General features: G+C 36.3%; 20 protein-coding genes and 1 tRNA gene. 5 read left to right on the top strand and 16 right to left on the bottom strand.

All coding sequences use genetic code 11. From position 1 onward, the window contains the following. Positions 1-76 precede the first annotated feature (76 nt). From nuoE to H6W52_RS11230, 7 genes are all read right to left on the bottom strand, one after another. Complete coding sequence (nuoE, locus tag H6W52_RS11260) at positions 77-586, bottom strand: complex I 24 kDa subunit family protein (RefSeq protein WP_076393021.1); 510 nt, start codon at positions 584-586, stop codon at positions 77-79. Positions 587-724: 138 nt separating this feature from the next. Next, the gene (gene nuoD, locus H6W52_RS11255; protein WP_076393019.1) at positions 725-1,948 is read right to left on the bottom strand and encodes an NADH dehydrogenase (quinone) subunit D; all 1,224 of its coding nucleotides are present in this window, start codon (positions 1,946-1,948) and stop codon (positions 725-727) included. Positions 1,949-2,010: 62 nt separating this feature from the next. Further along, a complete protein-coding gene (locus H6W52_RS11250) occupies positions 2,011-2,505 on the bottom strand; it encodes an NADH-quinone oxidoreductase subunit C (RefSeq protein WP_116098495.1) in 495 nt (164 codons plus the stop codon). Between the two features lie 5 nt (positions 2,506-2,510). Next, entirely contained in the window at positions 2,511-3,071 is a 561-nt protein-coding gene (locus H6W52_RS11245; protein ID WP_047397471.1) for an NADH-quinone oxidoreductase subunit B, read from the bottom strand. A 104-nt stretch (positions 3,072-3,175) separates the two neighbouring features. Further along, positions 3,176-3,547 (bottom strand): NADH-quinone oxidoreductase subunit A, encoded by a 372-nt coding sequence (locus H6W52_RS11240; RefSeq protein WP_027380112.1) that lies wholly within the window; start codon positions 3,545-3,547, stop codon positions 3,176-3,178. A 121-nt stretch (positions 3,548-3,668) separates the two neighbouring features. Continuing rightward, positions 3,669-3,845: a hypothetical protein gene (locus tag H6W52_RS11235; RefSeq protein WP_185144413.1), complete on the bottom strand. Its 177-nt coding sequence runs from the start codon at positions 3,843-3,845 to the stop codon at positions 3,669-3,671. A 42-nt stretch (positions 3,846-3,887) separates the two neighbouring features. After that, positions 3,888-5,015, bottom strand: a complete 1,128-nt coding sequence (locus H6W52_RS11230) for a GNAT family N-acetyltransferase (protein ID WP_116098496.1) — start codon at positions 5,013-5,015, stop codon at positions 3,888-3,890. Positions 5,016-5,120: 105 nt separating this feature from the next. On the opposite strand from H6W52_RS11230, the gene H6W52_RS11225 reads away from it, so the two are divergent. Both H6W52_RS11225 and H6W52_RS11220 read left to right on the top strand, forming a co-directional pair. Beyond that, the gene (locus H6W52_RS11225; RefSeq protein ID WP_116098497.1) at positions 5,121-5,810 is read left to right on the top strand and encodes a zinc metallopeptidase; all 690 of its coding nucleotides are present in this window, start codon (positions 5,121-5,123) and stop codon (positions 5,808-5,810) included. A 124-nt stretch (positions 5,811-5,934) separates the two neighbouring features. Next, positions 5,935-7,050 (top strand): hypothetical protein, encoded by a 1,116-nt coding sequence (locus H6W52_RS11220; RefSeq protein WP_116098498.1) that lies wholly within the window; start codon positions 5,935-5,937, stop codon positions 7,048-7,050. A 126-nt stretch (positions 7,051-7,176) separates the two neighbouring features. On the opposite strand, the gene H6W52_RS11215 is transcribed toward H6W52_RS11220, so the two are convergent. The 9 genes from H6W52_RS11215 to rbfA all read right to left on the bottom strand — a co-directional run bounded on the left by H6W52_RS11215 (position 7,177) and on the right by rbfA (position 15,585). Then, complete coding sequence (locus H6W52_RS11215) at positions 7,177-7,779, bottom strand: IMPACT family protein (protein ID WP_116098499.1); 603 nt, start codon at positions 7,777-7,779, stop codon at positions 7,177-7,179. A gap of 120 nt (positions 7,780-7,899) precedes the next feature. Then, the gene (locus H6W52_RS11210) at positions 7,900-8,064 is read right to left on the bottom strand and encodes a bacteriocin-like protein (protein ID WP_157967246.1); all 165 of its coding nucleotides are present in this window, start codon (positions 8,062-8,064) and stop codon (positions 7,900-7,902) included. A gap of 45 nt (positions 8,065-8,109) precedes the next feature. Continuing rightward, entirely contained in the window at positions 8,110-8,298 is a 189-nt protein-coding gene (locus H6W52_RS11205) for a bacteriocin-like protein (protein ID WP_087705838.1), read from the bottom strand. A gap of 101 nt (positions 8,299-8,399) precedes the next feature. Then, entirely contained in the window at positions 8,400-9,431 is a 1,032-nt protein-coding gene (gene ribD / locus H6W52_RS11200; protein WP_116098500.1) for a bifunctional diaminohydroxyphosphoribosylaminopyrimidine deaminase/5-amino-6-(5-phosphoribosylamino)uracil reductase RibD, read from the bottom strand. 60 nt (positions 9,432-9,491) lie between these two features. Then, a complete protein-coding gene (locus H6W52_RS11195; protein WP_116098501.1) occupies positions 9,492-11,297 on the bottom strand; it encodes a DUF349 domain-containing protein in 1,806 nt (601 codons plus the stop codon). 78 nt (positions 11,298-11,375) lie between these two features. Beyond that, positions 11,376-12,113, bottom strand: coding sequence for a shikimate dehydrogenase family protein (locus H6W52_RS11190; RefSeq protein WP_116098502.1), 738 nt, complete (start codon positions 12,111-12,113; stop codon positions 11,376-11,378). A gap of 62 nt (positions 12,114-12,175) precedes the next feature. Further along, positions 12,176-13,969, bottom strand: a complete 1,794-nt coding sequence (locus H6W52_RS11185; protein ID WP_116098503.1) for an endonuclease — start codon at positions 13,967-13,969, stop codon at positions 12,176-12,178. Between the two features lie 47 nt (positions 13,970-14,016). Continuing rightward, complete coding sequence (locus H6W52_RS11180; protein WP_076392999.1) at positions 14,017-15,222, bottom strand: ABC transporter permease; 1,206 nt, start codon at positions 15,220-15,222, stop codon at positions 14,017-14,019. Positions 15,223-15,225: 3 nt separating this feature from the next. Then, on the bottom strand, positions 15,226-15,585 hold the full coding sequence (rbfA, locus tag H6W52_RS11175) for a 30S ribosome-binding factor RbfA (RefSeq protein ID WP_076392997.1): 360 nt from the start codon (positions 15,583-15,585) through the stop codon (positions 15,226-15,228). A 90-nt stretch (positions 15,586-15,675) separates the two neighbouring features. Between rbfA and mce the strand changes: the two genes are divergently transcribed. The 3 genes from mce to H6W52_RS11160 all read left to right on the top strand — a co-directional run bounded on the left by mce (position 15,676) and on the right by H6W52_RS11160 (position 17,402). Then, complete coding sequence (gene mce / locus H6W52_RS11170; RefSeq protein WP_116098504.1) at positions 15,676-16,074, top strand: methylmalonyl-CoA epimerase; 399 nt, start codon at positions 15,676-15,678, stop codon at positions 16,072-16,074. Between the two features lie 62 nt (positions 16,075-16,136). Next, a tRNA-Ile gene (locus H6W52_RS11165) sits at positions 16,137-16,210 on the top strand. A 304-nt stretch (positions 16,211-16,514) separates the two neighbouring features. Then, a complete protein-coding gene (locus H6W52_RS11160) occupies positions 16,515-17,402 on the top strand; it encodes a hypothetical protein (protein WP_123891968.1) in 888 nt (295 codons plus the stop codon). Positions 17,403-17,456: the final 54 nt, after the last annotated feature.

Raw genomic sequence — 17,456 nt, 5'->3', positions numbered from 1 at the left:
TTGGCTTCTTGCATTAATTATGATTAAACGTTAAGTGAATAATTTAAAATCTAAAATGTAGAATTTAAAATTTCTATTAGTCTAAAGCGATCTGTCCTTCTCTGCAAAGATCAAGGATCTCGTCTACTTTTTCTATCGTTAAATTTTCATGGAAAAATTTCCCTAACTGCATCATCGGAGCATATCCACAAGCTCCCAGACATTCAGCTGGCTTTAAAGTAAACATTCCGTCTTCCGTAGTCTGTCCGTCTTTAATGTTCAGTTTTGTACGGATGTGGTCTAGGATTTTTTCACTTCCCGAAACCATACAAGGTCCGGTTCTGCAAACTTCCAAAACATATTTACCTACCGGCTTCATGTTGAACATCGTGTAGAAAGTAGCTACTTCATAAACTTCGATAGGTTTGATACTCAATAATTCTGCAACATAATCCATTACCGGAACGTCTAACCAGCCTCCGAATTCTTTCTGTGCCAAATGAAGTACAGGAATAAGGGCAGATTTTTGTCTTCCTTCAGGATATCTTGCGATGATTTTGTGTACCTGTGCTAAACTTTCCGGTTTAAAAGCTATTGTTTCGCTCATATTTAAAGATTTTAGATTTTAGATTTTAGATTTTAGATGAAAATCTTAGTTCTAAAAATCTTATCAATTTTGATATTAATTTATATTTAAAGAGTTTAGATTAATTTAAAATTTATAATCCAAAATCTATAATTTCTTTTATGCGTCTAATTCTCCCGCAATAATATTCATACTACACATCGTAACGATCGCATCTGAAATTACAGAACCTGTAATCATTTCAGGATACGCCTGATAGTAGATAAAACAAGGTCTTCTGAAATGCAGTCGGTAAGGGCTTCTTCCGCCATCACTCACCAGATAGAAACCTAATTCTCCGTTTCCGCCTTCTACTGCATGATAAACTTCTCCTTTCGGTACATCTGTTTCTCCCATTACAATTTTGAAATGGTAAATCAGTGCTTCCATTTTCTTGTAAACATCTGCCTTTTCAGGAAGATAGAAATCCGGAACATCCGCGTGGAATGGTCCTTCAGGAAGATTTTCGTATGCTTGTTTGATGATTTTTATAGATTCCCAGATTTCCTGCTGACGAACCATGAAACGGTCGTAAGTATCTCCGGAAGTTCCTACCGGAATGATAAAGTCGAAATCCTGGTAAGAAGAATAAGGCTGCGCAACTCTCACGTCATAATCCACACCTGTTGCACGTAAATTCGGACCTGTGAAACCATAGCTTAATGCTCTTTCCGCAGAAATAGATCCTGCTCCGATGGTTCTATCCATGAAGATTCTGTTTCTTTCTAATAATGTACAGAATTCTTTGAATCTTGGCGGGAATGTTTTAAGGAAATCCTTTAATAACTCATGGAATTTTGGAGTGAAATCTCTTTCAAAACCTCCGATTCTTCCCATATTGGTCGTCATTCTCGCTCCGCAGATCTGCTCATACATATCATAGATACGTTCTCTTTCGATGAACATATAGGTAAGACCGGTAATTGCTCCGGAGTCCATTCCCGTTACACCGTTGCAGATCAGGTGATCTCCGATCCTTGCAAGCTCCATTAAAATAACACGCATATAGTCTACACGTTTAGGAACTTCAACGCCGATCAGTTTTTCAACCGTCATGTGCCAACCTAAATTGTTAATCGGCGCAGAACAGTAATTCATACGGTCGGTAAGGGTAGTGATCTGAGAGTAGTTCCTTCTTTCAGAAATTTTCTCAAATGCTCTGTGGATATATCCCACAGTCTGCTCTGCATGAAGGATTCTTTCTCCGTCCATCGTTAAGATATTCTGGAAAATACCGTGCGTTGCAGGGTGGGTAGGTCCTAAATTGAGGGTGTATAACTGTCCGTCAATCTGTTCCTTACTTTCGTATTGGTTGAGTATATTAGATAATGAGTTATCTTTCATAATGATTGCTTTTAGCTATTTGCTTCTGCCTATTGGCTAGCTGCCATTGGCCATTGGCTTTTTTATCTTCCGAACATGCTGTCGTTCTTGTCTGTTCTTGTTCCGTCTTCCAGACGATATTCTTTCAGCATCGGGTGGTAACCAAGATCTTCCATATTTAAAATAGGTCTAAGATCCGGATGTCCTTTAAATTTGATCCCATAGAAATCATACGTTTCTCTTTCCATCCAGTTGGCTCCCGCATACAATTCCACTAAAGAATCTACTTCGATGTTTTCTCTGGACATGAATATTTTCAGACGTAATCTGAAGTTCGTCATCATATTGTGCAGGTGATAAACCACGCCGATTTCCTTTTCCGGAAACTCAGGATAATGGATTCCGCATACATCGGTAAGGAAATTGATTTCCAGTGATGAATCTTTCAGATAGTGAACGATTTTTTTCAGATCATCCTTTTTTACCTCAATCGTCAGCATTCCATATGGCTCTGAATTTGCAATAACAGACTCCGGAAATTCTCTTGTAATTGCTTCTAATACAAATTCGTTTGTCATTTCCGTTAGTTGCTAATATTGTAAGAATCTAGTAATTTCTGATATTCGGGCATGTCTCTTCTTCTGATGCTTTCGCTTTCCGCCAAAGCCTGAACCTGCATTACGCCTTCAATAATCTGTTCCGGTCTCGGAGGACATCCCGGAACGTAAACGTCTACCGGAATAATTTTGTCAATACCCTGTAAGACAGAATATGTATCAAAAATACCACCGCTGGAAGCACAGGCTCCAACTGCAACCACCCATTTCGGTTCTGCCATCTGAGTGTATACTTCTTTCAGGACAGGTCCTAATTTTTTGGATATTGTTCCGCAAACCATCAACATATCTGCCTGTCTTGGAGAGAAAGAGTTTCTTTCCATACCAAATCGGGAAGCATCGTATGTTGGATTCAGCGTAGCCATAAACTCAATACCGCAACAAGAGGTTGCAAATGGTAACGGCCAAAGAGAAAATTTTCTTGCCATCCCGATTACACTGCTCAGTTTCGTTGCGAAAAACCCTTCTCCTTCAAATCCTTCCGGAGCCGGTGCATCTGTTCTTATTACTGGTTTGTTATCTGACATTTTAGTAGATTTTAGATTTTAAATTTTAGATTCTAAATTATTGTTAATGTTAACTTTAATCGAAAATCGCCATCTAAAATTTGTAATTTAAAATTTATAATTTCTTATTTATCCCAATCTAAAGCGCCTCTTTTCCAAACATAGAAAAATGCCATGAAGAAGATTGCCACGAATGTAAGAACGGCAAGGAATCCTTCCATTCCGAATTCTCTGAAGTTTACCGCGTACGGATAAAAAAATACGATTTCAATATCGAATAATACGAATAATACCGCCGTCAAAAAGTATTTAATGGAAAACGGTGTTCTTGCATTTCCTTCTACCGGGACTCCACATTCCCAGCTCTGGTTTTTTACAGAATTTCCTTTTTTCTGTTTCGGACCTAAAAAATGCGCTCCAAGCAAAGAAATGGCTACGAAACCGATCGCAACACCTGCTTGTATAAGGATTGGAATATAACTTTCAGGTAAATTCATTTTTGCATTATTATCTCAATTTGCAAATTTAGCGAATAAACAAGAAAGCATGAAATTTATGAGGTTAAAAGTGGCTCCAAAATAGGCAAAACAGGTAATTTAGAATCATTAAAAATAACAATTATTTTTTCATTTTTCTGATGAGAGAATACGCCATAAAGGAAATATAGGCAAAAAGGAGACTTGCGTAGATAATATTCACCGCCGTATTGGTTCTTTCATCCGGTAACTGAAAAAATAGATTGAAAACAATGAATCCGGCAATTAAAATTCCGAAAATGATGAGTTGTGGCTTCATATTTTAAAACTTACAATAAGTCTACTTTTTGATGATGAAAAATTATTTGATTTCCAGAGCGTAGGTTCTCCTTCTTTTATGGTTCACGGGATTGTAATCCTGCCAAAGAAGCTGAATGCTTTTGTTCTCTTCCAGTTCCGGATTCGTTTCCAGATATTTTACTCCTTTTTTGTTGAAGATATCCCAGATTTCTTTAAAAATAATGGACGTAACACCACGTCTCTGATAATCGGGGTGAATGCCGATCAGGTAAAAATTAGCCCTGTCGTTTTTCTTTCCTGCCTGTAAAAAATGCCACCATCCGAAAGGAAGCAATTTTCCTTTGGATTTTTGCAGAGCTTTTGAATAGGAGGGCATTGTAATGGCAAATGAAATCAGATGATTGTTTTCATCGGCAATACATACGATGAAATCTTTATCGATTAAAGGGAAATATTTTTCTTTATAGGTTTTCCTTTGTTCGTCTGAAATAGGAGTGTATGTGGAAAGATGCTTGTACGTTTCATCCAGCAGATCAAACATCGCATCCACATACTGCAGAATTTCTTCTTTAGATTTAAATCTTAAAACTTTCAGATGATATTTCTGGGAAATCAGTTCGTTGAATTTGTAAATTTTCTCCGGAAGGGAATCTGGGAACATAATTTCAAATTCCACCCATTCCTTTTCTTTGGTTAAACCCAGTTTTTCCAGATGTTGAGGATAATACGCATGATTGTAAATTCCGATCATCGTTGCCAGTTTATCGAAGCCCAAAGTCAGCATTCCGGCTTTATCAAGATTCGTGAAACCCATTGGTCCTTCAATCTTTCCGATGTTTTTTTCTTTGGCGTACTCAACTGCCTTTCCGATGAGTGCCTGAGAAACTTTTTCATCATCAATAAAATCAATCCAGCCAAAGCGTACTTTCTTTATCCCTAGTTCGCGTTCTTCCTTATGATTGATCATTAAGGCAATTCTTCCGACGATTTTATTATTCTGATAGGCAAGAAACTGTTTGGCTTCAGAGTATTGCAGTGCCGGATTTTCCTTCGTACTCCATATTTTAATCTCATCATTAATAAGAGCCGGAACGTAATACGGATTGTTTTTGTACAGATCCATGGGAAATCTTACGAATTGCTTTAGCTGATCGCTGTTTTTTACCTCAATAACTGAAATTTCTGACATGATTCTTTCGTGAAATTATGGAACAAATATAGCTAAATTAATACAATACTTTGGCACAGTTTTTACATCATATCGGATGAAAAGTATATTATAAAGATTACAGAGATGAATGGTTATTATTTGATTATTATTGTTTCGATGGCGGTAAGCTGGTTTGTTTCATGGAGGCTGAAATCGAAATTCGAAGAATATTCTAAAGTCTATCTCAGAAACGGGCTTTCAGGAAAAGAAGTGGCGGAAAAAATGCTGAGAGATAACGGAATTAACGACGTTCAGGTAATGTCGGTTCCGGGACAGTTAACAGATCATTACAATCCGGAAAATAAAACAGTTAACCTATCCGAAGCGGTGTATATGCAGAGGAACGCAGCGGCAGCGGCTGTTGCAGCTCATGAATGCGGTCATGCCGTTCAGCATAAAGTAGGATATTCCATGTTGCAGTTACGGTCAAAACTGGTTCCGGTGGTAAGCATAAGTTCCAATCTGATGCAGTTTGTCATTATGGGAGGACTTGTTATCATGGCATTTAGTGGAAGTAAACTTGTTCTTACAATAGGGGTTATTATGTTTGCTTTTACAACGCTTTTCGCATTTGTGACGCTTCCGGTGGAATATGATGCAAGCAACAGAGCAATGAAATGGCTTCGTGATACGGGAACGGTAACAACAGAAGAGTATGTAGGCGTAAAAGACAGTCTGAAATGGGCAGCAAGAACATATGTGGTGGCTGCAATCGGCTCTCTGGTACAGCTTCTTTATTTTGCTTCCTTATTAATGGGTGGAAGAAGGGATTAATCTTCAAATGTAAACGAAACATATTGCATCTCGGATCGTTTTTCCGAGATGTTTTTTTGTGCAATAAATGATGTTCTATATTCAATTGAAATTAATATTTTTATGAAATAATCAGGAAACATCAATGCGCGACAATTATGAATTAGAAAAGCAAACCAACTATTTAATCAAGGGCATTGCTTTTTTCTGGTTTTTAACTAAAGTAGGGAGTTACAAAACTTGGATTACAGAAAGAGTATATCCTGTAATCCCTCCAATAAGTAGTTTAGAAAACATTCCTGCTTTTGTCCATCGGTTTTTATTCGGAGCTTCTTTGTCTGCATTATTACTTGTTGTATGTATTAAACCTAACAGATGGTTTCTTGCTGTTTTATTTTTATTAGAAGTAATGAGCTGTTTGTTAGATACGGTGAGATGGCAGCCATGGGAATATATGTATCTGTGTTTTTTACTCCTGATTATTATTAATTTCTACAAGCGAGAAAATATTTTGATTTTTGGTCATTTATTTTTAGTGTCGGTCTATATTTTCAGTGGTCTTCATAAATTCAGTCGCAGTTTCCTTTCTTTGGTATGGCTCAATATGTTTTTAAGGGATTTTCTTGGCTTGTCGATGGATTTTATTTTAAAGTATAAGCTTTTTTTTGTGGGCTTATTCATTCCTTTTGTAGAAGTTCTTTTAGCATTACTGTTATTGGTTTCAAAGTCAAAGAGAGTAATTAGTTATCTGTTAATAGGTATGCATTTAAGTATTCTTATTTTTATCGGACCATTCGGGCTGAAATATAATTCAATAGTCTGGCTCTGGAATTTTGCCATGATATTTATTTTAGGCATTATCTATTCAAAACCCATGGAAGGTCTTAATAAGAAAACCATTGCCACAAATGCATTGTTTTTGGTACTGTGGTTTGTACTGCCTGTTTTTAGTTTCTGGGGGAGTTGGTATCAGTATTTTTCATTTAATTTATATTCCGGAAAAGGCTATCAAATGAATATCTGTATTTCACAAAATGTAAAAGAATTAAAACCGTATTTTGAAGCTGAACCCAATAATTTTTGTAAAGGAAGTCGGTATATAAATTTACAGGAGTGGGCGTTTAAAGAAATAAAATCGGCACCGATTCCGGAAATTGAAATTCAACGGAAGATCGCAGTTTATTTGAAGAAAAAATATCAGAAAAAGAATATTCAAATTATACTTTATAACAGGGAAGAAAATAAAATGATAAAACTTTGATCTTAATTGATCTGAGTATGATATAATAACATTACAAAAATATCAATACGAATTGCCTTTACCTAAACTTATCATCAATTTCAGTTGAAGCCATTTTTTGATTTGCAATCTTTACGTGAATTCCTTTTAATTGAGCACTTTATATTCCACAAATTGCATATTGATTAAGGATTCCAAAATTTCATCTTTGTGTCTTAATTTTATTTTTGCTGAAATTATTGCTCTTTCCTGTGCATCAAAATTGATGATTTTCGCATCATACTTAGACAGCAAAGTAAAAATTATATTCTGCTGATTAAAATTAAACTGAATCTCAACAGTAGTTTCAAGCTCTTTCGTTACAATATTTGCTTCTTCCAGTGTAATTTTTGCCGATTCTTTGTACGCTTTTACCAGACCGGAAACGCCCAGTTTTGTGCCTCCATAGTAACGGACGGAAATAACCAGAACATTGGTGATTTCATGGGCTAATAACTGGTTGTAAATGGGCAGTCCTGCACTTCCGGAAGGTTCTCCGTCGTCATTTGCGCGATAATTTTCTCCGTTAAGTCCTATTCTGAAAGCATAACAATGATGCGTTGCCTTCGGATGTTCCGCGCGGATTTTTTCCAAAGCATTTTTCAGTTCTTCCTCATTGTTCACGGGAAACGCAAAACCCAGAAATTTGCTTCCCTTTTCTTTTAACAAGGTGTTTTCTACCGGAGATTCTATCGTCTTAAAATTGAACATATGTAATGAGGAAAGATATTTTTTCGAATTTTAGAATAATTGTTCAAAGGTAAAATTTTTTTAAGAAAGTCTCGTAAACAGACAACAAAAAAGAGAACCGTTGCAGTTCTCTTTATTCGATTAACAAGGAAAGCTTCCTTCCAACCAAGGCGGAGGACAGCTCATACTTGAAGGGGTTTTACAGCATCTTTGTAGATTTGGCGGATAATAAGAACAGCAAACCGGTGCGATTCCTCCGACAAGATCTTTAAGTTCTTTTCTGGGTAGCTTTTTTAGATTTTTCATATAGTTTGAATTAGTTGCGGAGATGATTAAAATTTCTAATCAGTATTAAACCGGCTCTCCTGGATTTCCGGGACCATTATTACTGGTACATTTTGTGCCGATCGGAAGACAATAATATCTCTGACGCGGGATGCAGCATTTGTAATATCCTGTTATGCAGTTTTGATCACAGGTTTCGATTCCTCCCAGGACGCTTTTCAGTTCATGTTTTGATAATTTTCTTAAATTTTTCATGATGATGATTTTTAGTTCATCATAAAGCTACATATTTAATTTCAAAATATGGTGAAAAATTATAAAATATTTTTTATGTTAAATTTTTGACTGTTAAATGTTTAAATGTTTTCTGAAAGGAAAAAATCAATGCGGTTATCTCGGGTAATTTCAGTTTTGAAAGGATTTAACCAGTCAAAAACAGGAGCTTGGGTTCCGTTCCCAAGAAGAAGATGTTCATTGGTAATAACAATCGCTTCGTCCCAGAGATTAGCATCTATAAACTGCTGTAAAGTGAATTTTCCACCCTCGATAATCACAGACTGAATTTGCTCTTTATACAGAGCTTCCATAAGATTCTGAAGGAAATTGTCCTTTTCGGTTTTAATAAAATGAACATGATCTGCAATTTCTTCTTTTACAGAATTAATCACGATGGTTTTCGCTTCTTCGTTGTAAATTTTAAAATTCTGAGGAACTTTCAGATCAAAATCAATTAAAATTCTCACAGGATTAACGCCTTCCACATTTCTTACCGTTAAACTTGGATCGTCATTCAGTGCGGTCTGTGTTCCGACCAAAATAGCGTGTTCATCGGCTCTCAACTGATGTACGAACTGATTCACTAAAGAATTTGAAACCGCAGTCGGTTTAAAATCCTTATCCAGAAATCCGTCTCCCGATTGCGCCCATTTCAGAATAATGTAAGGTCTTTTCTTTTCGTGGTAAGTGAAAAATCTTTTATTAAGATCAATACATTCTTTCTCCAGAACGCCTGAAACCACTTCAATTCCCGCATCCTGAATAATTTTTTTTCCTTTTCCGTTCACTTTGTCATGAGAATCCATTGCTCCCACTACGACTTTTTTAAAGCCTAATTCCTTAATCTTTAAAGCACAGGGCGGCGTTTTTCCGTAATGTGCACAAGGTTCTAATGTAACGTAAATAGTGGATTCGGGAATTAAAGATGGGTCTTCAACAGAATTAATGGCGTTAATTTCCGCATGAGGTTCTCCTGCTTTCTGATGATAACCTTCGCCGATAATTTTACCGTTATGCACAATCACACTTCCCACCAAAGGATTCGGATATGTTTTTCCGATGGCTTTCTGAGCCAGTTCGATGGCTCTTTTAATATAAAATTCGTCCTGCATACTGAATGAAAAAAGCGAAGTCAAATTGCTTTGCTCCGCTTCCTAATATTTTAAATAGTTTTATTCTCCCGCAATAATGCTGTGAAGATTTTGTTTTAAAGTTTCCAGATGAGCTTTTTTCTCGTCGATAGAATTATAAGTATCTCTCAACATAGGATTCTCTCTCGAAGGGTTTTTAAAGAAAGCGAGATTGTTTTCCAGCTTTACGATTTCGGCTTCAAGATCAGAAATCTGGCTCTTGATTTTTCTTGCTTTGTCCGTAAGCTGATTTTCAGATAATCCTTCTTCTTTAAGTTCCAGCTCGTTGATTTTATTTAATTTCAATTTTTCTTTCAACGTTTTGTTGAATTCTGTATTGATGGAGATTTTATCTCTCGGTACTTTTCCGATGTTGTTCCATGCGGTTTTAATGGCTTCAATTCTTTCGATACTTCCATCTTCGTTCCCGATTGTTTTTAACTCATCAAGAATTGCCTTTTTATGCTTGTAATTTTCCTTCCAGTTATCCGTAGAAGCGTTGCTTTTTTCACGGTAATTGTTGAAGAAAGCATTACACGCATCACGGAATTCATCCCAGATTTTATTCGTCATGCTTTTCGGAACGTGACCGATTTTTTTCCAGTCTTCCTGAAGTTTTTTGAACAAAGGAACAGCGATATCCCACTCTTCGTTATTCTGGTTGTCTTTCGCAGTCTGGATCAGTTTTAATTTTTCTTCCAGATTCGCCTGCTGAGAACCTTTTAATGATTTATAATAGGTATTTTTTGTCGTGTTGAATCCTCTCAGAATCGTTTTGAACTCGTTCCAGTTCTGGTTAGAGAGCTTTCTCGGAACGCTTCCTGTTTTCAGAAATTCTGAACGGAGATCTTCCACTCTGCGGATAGCATTCTGCCAGTAATTATGATTAGGATTTTCTCCCGGCTCAGAAAGTTTCTTGATTTCCGCGATGATCTGATTTTTCTTTTCCAGATTTTCGTTCTGCTCTGTTTCAATGGCAGCCGAAAGTTCAGATTTTCTTTCGTGGATTTTATTTGAAATTTCTTTGAATTCTTCCCATGTTTTCTCACGGAATTCTTCGGCAACCGGTTCTGCTTCTTCCTTCCATAATTTGTGAAGATATTGCAGCTCATTCAGCGCTTTCTGAATTACAGGTTCATGTTCAAGCTGTTTTGCACGCTCAATGATGTGTTGTCTTTTTTCAAGATTGTGGCTGTACTCCTGCTCCAGAAATTCCTTATTCAGATCAAGCATCTGATAAAACTGGTTCAGATGATGAAAATAATTGTTGTTAAGAATCTTGAACTCAGATTTTGCAACCTGTCCTGCTTTAGACCATTCTTCTTTAATCTCTCTTATCGATTTGAAAAGATTGGTTCCCGGTTCGGAATTCGTATACAGATTTTTAAGCCTTTCAATAATAGTTTGGCGGTGTTCCAGATTTTTCTTCTGCTCTTCTTCCTGCCCCTTTTGGTATGCATCGTGCTTTTCTCTGAAAATATTCACCAAAGCAGAGAATTTTGCCTGAGAAGGATGCTCATAGCTGAAATTTTCAGGAGCATTTCCCGCTTCGGAATATTCATGCTTTTTATCTTCCACTTCATCATGGATGTAATGACTTGCTTTTTCTTTGAGCTGATTGAATTTTTTGAAATCTTCACCTGCGTTAGGCGAATTGATGATTTTTTCCATTTCCTTCAGGGCATCGCCAAGAGAAATTTCTACTTCTTCGTGCTCTTCTTCATGTTCCGTTTCCTCATGATGAATGCTTTCATCCTGAGGTTCTGCAGGTTCTGATGTTTTTTCCTGAGGGACTTCGTTAGAATTTTTGTTTTCCTCGTTTTCAGAAAGGTTGTTTTCTGTAATCATAGCAAATCGTTTATGTGAGTGGCATTAAAATATCCTCTAAATATAGAGCTAAAAAGCTAAATACAGTACTAATTTATGTTATTTTTTTTGAAAATTCCAAATTTCCCAGGCTTTTTCTGCTTGTTGTTCCAGCATATAATATCCGTTCACTGTTTTGGCTCCTTTTTCAGAGGCATTGATGATGAATTTGGTATAGTTTGGGTTGTAAATTAAATCGATAATCAAATGGTCTTTTGAAAGCCCTTCGAAAGGGAAATTCAGGCAGTCTTCCACATTCGGGAAAGTTCCTACCGGAGTACACTGGATAATGAGTTTATGATTCTGTACAAAAGCAGCATTTAAATTGTCATAATTAATTTCCGTGCTTCTGGAAACCGTAACCGATGGAATTCCGTGTTTGTTCAAAACATATTTTACCGCTTTTGCAGCACCTCCGTTTCCTAAAATGATGGCTGAATCATGGTGTGGTTTTTTGTGAAGCAGCAAAGTCTTTTCAAATCCGAAAGCATCGGTATTATAACCTGTTTTCTTTCCGTTTTCAATCAGTACACAATTTACGGCTCCGATGTTTTTCGCTTCATCGCTCAGCTCGTCCAGATAATCGATGATTTTTTCCTTGTAGGGAATCGTTACGTTAAAGCCCAGTAATTCCGGAGCTGAAAAGATATCTTCCACTTCATCAATTTCGTTTAAATCAAAAATGTTGTAAGAATAATCTTTTAACATCAGTTTCTGGAATTTATCTTCAAAGTATTTTTTCGAGAAAGAGTAGGAAATATTTTTCCCGATCAAGCCTAATTTTTTGTTGGAATCCATAGGATAAAATTAAAAAAAAAGACCGGAAAAGACCGGTCTTTGAGATAAATATTTTTTTTGTTTTATTCTACGATAAATTTTGCTGAAGAAGAATCTGTTTTCAGAATGTAAGTTCCTTTGGACAAACCTTTCAGGTTAATTCTGTTAGAAGTTTTAAAAGGATTTTCAATCGTTTCGATCAGTTTTCCTGAAAGATCATAAATCTGAGCTTTTGAAATCTTATTCAGATTTTCTCCTTTTACAAACAATTCATTGTTTTTTACAGGATTAGGATAGATCGTAAACTGAGATTTATCTTTAGAAACTTCCGCGGTTGCCAATGTAGTGAAGCAGGTCCAGCTTAAATCATCAATAGAAATTCTTTTTCCTGTTTCAGAATTGATTATTTTAATAACCACATTGTTAGGAACATTGATGTTGCTGATTGTGGTAGTGGTAGCTGAAGTAGTAAAAGGAATAGTTCCCGCATTAGTTCCGTTAATCTGTAAAGTCAGATTACCTGCAGAGTCAGAAAACGGTAACTTCGTAGTTACTGTTAAGCTTCCGATTCCGCCTGAAATTGTAGAGCTTGTCAGGTTACCATTCTTAATAGTAATAGCTCTGCTGTTAATTGTCTGATCGGTTCTGGCATCTGTTGCAGTCCATGTAATGCTATTGCTCGTCCATGTTTGCGTTGTATAGTTTGAAGCTGCCGCCGGAATATTAGAGAAATCCTCTGTTCCGCAGCTTCCGCCCGGCTGTCCTCCTGCAAGAGTTGTTCCTGAAGCGGTATTGCTCACTGTAGAAGCATTTCCTGCTGCATCTTTAGCAATCACATAAAAATTATAGGTAGTAGAAGGATTCAGCCCGGAAACCGTAGCCGTTATTCCCGTAACCGTACTGTATAAAACGCCGTCTTTATAAATTTCATATCCTACAACACCGATGTTGTCTGTAGAAGCCGTCCAGCTTAAAGAAATGGTGTTGGAAGTAGGGTTGCTTGTTGCTAAATTGGTTGGAGCAGTCGGAGCCTGTGTATCAGCAACCGGAGTTCCCCAAATTTCAGCAACGTATTCAGGATGATCGATGTATGGATTTCTGTTTCCCTGATAAGTATAAGAAGCGTTGTTTCTTGCAATCTCGGTAGCAGAAACAGGATCTGCGATATGCCATGCCAATAATTGGTTCAGTTCCCAGGTCTGTAATCCCGGAAATGCGGAACCTCCCAACATATTTCCTGTTCCGAAACCTGAAAGCTGAGTTTCATATCTTGTTACGAAATATAAAACCATTCTCGCGATATCTCCTTTAAAAGCATCAACAGGCTCAAAAACCGTCCCCGAATATCCCGGAGAAACAGAAGTCCCCAGTTTTGATCCGTTTTGAGAAGTGAAAGAAGCCGATCCTACTTTTCCGAAAGGAAAGTTTGATCTCATTCCGTTTACTTTTCCGTCGGTCGGTCTGATGAAATGAATATCTGAAACCATCGGAGCATTGCTGTTGAATAAACTTTGAGGAACGATATGCTCTCTGTTGTAGCAGTCGCCTTCACTGTTATAATTTCCGCACTGTGCTCCCGGATAGCTGTATGAGTAAGGATCTGTTCCGTTAGGATTCTCGGAATACATGTCTAAAACCGTATTGTCGTTTTCCAGTCCCGGAATTCCTGCAATATTATCGCGATCCGTTGTTGCATAACCACTATATAGTGCACTATATCCATTGTCTACGTGACCGTTGGTAATAATCTGTTTCAGTTTGGTTTTTAAAGCAGCTCCGGAAAGACCTGCAGTTCCGTCGTAATATCCCGTAGGAATCTGAGCAAAGGTACTTATCAAGACAAAGCTCAATAAAAAAGAGAATAATTTACGTTTCATTTTTAAAAATTGGGATGCAAAGATACGAAAAAATGAAAGCTTATGTATTAATTTTTAGTAATATAATCTTTGCTGATCTTGGAAAATGCCCATGAAATTCCAAAGCCGAATAAGGATGCGGTAACCGCAACAGTGATGTAATTTTTACCCACTATTTTCACCGGAAAAGGTAAAGTTTCGTTGGCTTTAAAGAACTCTGTGAACTGCTGGAAATAGCAAAGTCCGGTTCCTATAAGTAAGCCTGAAATAATTCCTAAAACGACAATCAAAACTCCGGTATAAAAATAAACCTGTCTTAAATGACTTAACGGAAAACCTAATGAAATAAGGGATTTTGCCTGTTCTTTTTTATCCAGTTGAAGAATGATGATGGCTCCTGCTAAATTGAAGGTGGTAATAAAGATTACCAAAGCAAAAATTAAATAGATAAAAAGTTTCTCGGTATTGATCATTTTCCAGAATGCCGCATTCTCTTCCTCTTTGGTTTTTACTTCAATGTTTTTTCCAAGGGAAGAAATAAGCTGTTGCTTTACGGAGTCTGTATTTTCAGGATTCTTTAATTTAATAACGATTTGATAAGCCGAATGTTTTGGAAGATTTAAAAGTTCTTCAGTCAATTCAACAGGAGCAATAATATAATTGTCCAGTTGGTCTTTTCCTGCAAAAACTCCGGAGACGAGGATATCTTTTTTGTTGTAAATATCTTCTTCTTTATTAATGATTCCTGTTCCCGGTTTCGGCATAAAGATCGTTGCATAATCCGAACTGGACGGTACAGGAATCGAAAGTCTGTTATCCAGAGAGTTTTCCATTAAAACTTCATTGGAATATTTGAAGCTTGGATATGCACCATAGAAAACATCTTTATTGATGGGATTTACTTTTGTGTAAGCAGAATCCACCCCTCTTAAATAAGCAATATCTCCTTTTCCGTTATAGCTAATGTATACCTTTTCTTCAATAACTCTCGAAAAGTTACTGATCTCTTTATTGTTTTTGAGAACGGAATTAATTTTATCGAAATCTTTCAGCGTTTTTCCGGAAGAACTTTTAAGGGTAAGATCGGCATGAAGATTTGAAATCAATTCTTTATTGAGGTCTTCAAGCCCCGAAAAAACGGAGATGATAACGAACATTGCAGTTACGGCAACCGTCATCGCACCAACCGCCAACCACGTAATGAACGTAACGGCAGTGCTTCCTTTTTTAGACAAAAGGTATCGGGAAGCGATATAAAATGCAATGTTTTTCAAGGGTTACAGAATAGGGTTGTCACCTTCACCTCTCAATTCACGTTCCAGTTTTTCAACGTCGTCCAGAGAAGTGTCTAAGTAGAAATTAAGATTAGGGATTACACGAACCTGCTTCGCCATTTTCTGACCGATGAAGTTTCTGTATTGTGCTTTATTTTCTTCAATTTCCTTCATCACAGCTTTGCGGTGCTCCTGCGGAAATATGCTTAAATAAATTTTGGCAATACCCAGATCCGCCGTTACTTTTACATCCGAAACCGTTACCAGAATGCTTTGTTTGCTTTCTGAAGCCTGTTTGCGGAAAAGTTCTGCGAAGTCTTCCTGTATAATCTGTGCTACTTTTCTTTGTCTGTTACTTTCCATAATTTCTGCAAATTTAGTACTTTTGTTTGAATTGATACTTTGAAATTTGTTCGCTGTATCAAATTTACGACTTAATTTATTTAAATATTTATGAAATTAGAACATATCGGCATTGCCGTAAAATCTTTAGGCGTATCTGATGAACTTTTTGCAAAGCTTTTAGGAAAGGAATCTTACAAACAGGAATCTGTAGAAAGGGAAGGGGTAGTTACTTCTTTTTATGCTGCCGGAGATAGCAAAATTGAACTTTTGGAGGCGAGTAAAGAGGATAGTCCGATCTCAAAGTTTATTGAAAAAAAAGGAGAAGGCATCCATCATCTGGCTTTTGGCGTGGAAAATATTCTTGAGGAAGTGCAAAGACTAAAAAAAGAAGGTTTTGAATTTATCTCGGAAGAGCCTAAAGAAGGTGCTGATAATAAATTAGTTGTCTTCCTTCATCCCAAATCTACGAACGGCGTACTGGTAGAACTTTGCCAAGAAAAGCAATAAAAAATTTTGTAGTGAAAGAAATTTTACTATTTTTGCAAACACAAAATTTAACCAAGTTTTGAGGTCCTATAGCTCAGTTGGTTAGAGCACCTGACTCATAATCAGGTGGTCCCTGGTTCGAGCCCAGGTGGGACCACTACAAAAACTCGACAAGCCCCTATTTATGGGGCTTTTTTATTTCCCAAAACCACAACGCTGAAATATACGCTTAAACTTCCTCGGAAAAGCCTTGCTGGATTGACTTCGCAAGGATGTGGTACTATTTTAAAATAAAAATTAAAATGATTTTGTGATTATAAAATTGATGAAATCATTTCTCCATTTTATATCTCTATCCCTTTTGCCTAAAGAGATTGAGAAAATTTCCATTTTCGTCAATCTCCGATATTCCTTCAGATTCGATCAAATATTTTTATCTTAGTTCTTCCGAAAGTCTTTATATGAAAAGAAACGATCTTATTACTCTTGAACTAACTGATTTACCATTAGAATCACTTCCAAAAATATTTACATTTTTAGAAAATACCTTAGAAGAATTTCTCGATTTAAATGTGTTTGATCTGAAAATAAAGAGGTTTACCGTTTTAGAGCAATATTTTATCTGTAAATACGGTGTTGAATATTATTCAAAACCTAAGCTTACCTCGTGGTTAAACAAACAAAAGAAAGATCACGGAATGGAAGATGAAACTGTAAGAAGAATTCAGGAAAACTCGATAGAATTCTTATCCAGTGTCGAGGGAATGAAGAATTCTTTGGAAAGAATCGCCAAAAACCACAAAAGAAAATATAAAAACTTTAAGGATCTACAGTTTCCTTATGGAGAAGAAATTATTGATTATAGAATACCTCTCTATTTTGTTCCGCAAACCATAGAAGACTTTGAAAGCAGACATAAAACATTTTCAAAAAATAAAACAAGATTCAAAATAGAAGTATTTGAAATTTTTAGAGATATTTTTTCCGATCATGATTTAGAACGGTTTTTTAACAATTCTTTTGATTTTCAGTTCAACCCTTACCTTGTTTCGTTGCTTTATATAGAAGTTCAAGATGTAGGAGGTTTCAAAAGTAGGGCTTATACCCTTTATGATAGTTATAATAAATTCTATAAATCTGAAAAAGCAAAATATGAAAAGTATTTTGCCAATTACTGTGAAGATCTTGCAAAGGGATTAAAAAATGGTGTAATTAAAGAAAAACGCAGTGACAGCAGAGGATTACTTATTGAAACAGGCCGAACGATAGAAGTGAATGAAAACCGTAAGAAATTTTATCCCACACCCGAAAAATTAGAAGAGCTAAAAAAATCGGTATTGTTAAATTAAAATATATTTCATAAATTAGTATTATGAAATGTTATAAATGTCAATCATTAGATA

Origin of the sequence: Chryseobacterium sp. C2(2020) (genome assembly GCF_014218915.1) — a bacterium.
Classification (GTDB): domain Bacteria; phylum Bacteroidota; class Bacteroidia; order Flavobacteriales; family Weeksellaceae; genus Chryseobacterium; species Chryseobacterium mucoviscidosis.
Note: the sequence above shows the minus strand (reverse complement) of the source record. Positions and strands in the feature narration are given on the sequence as shown.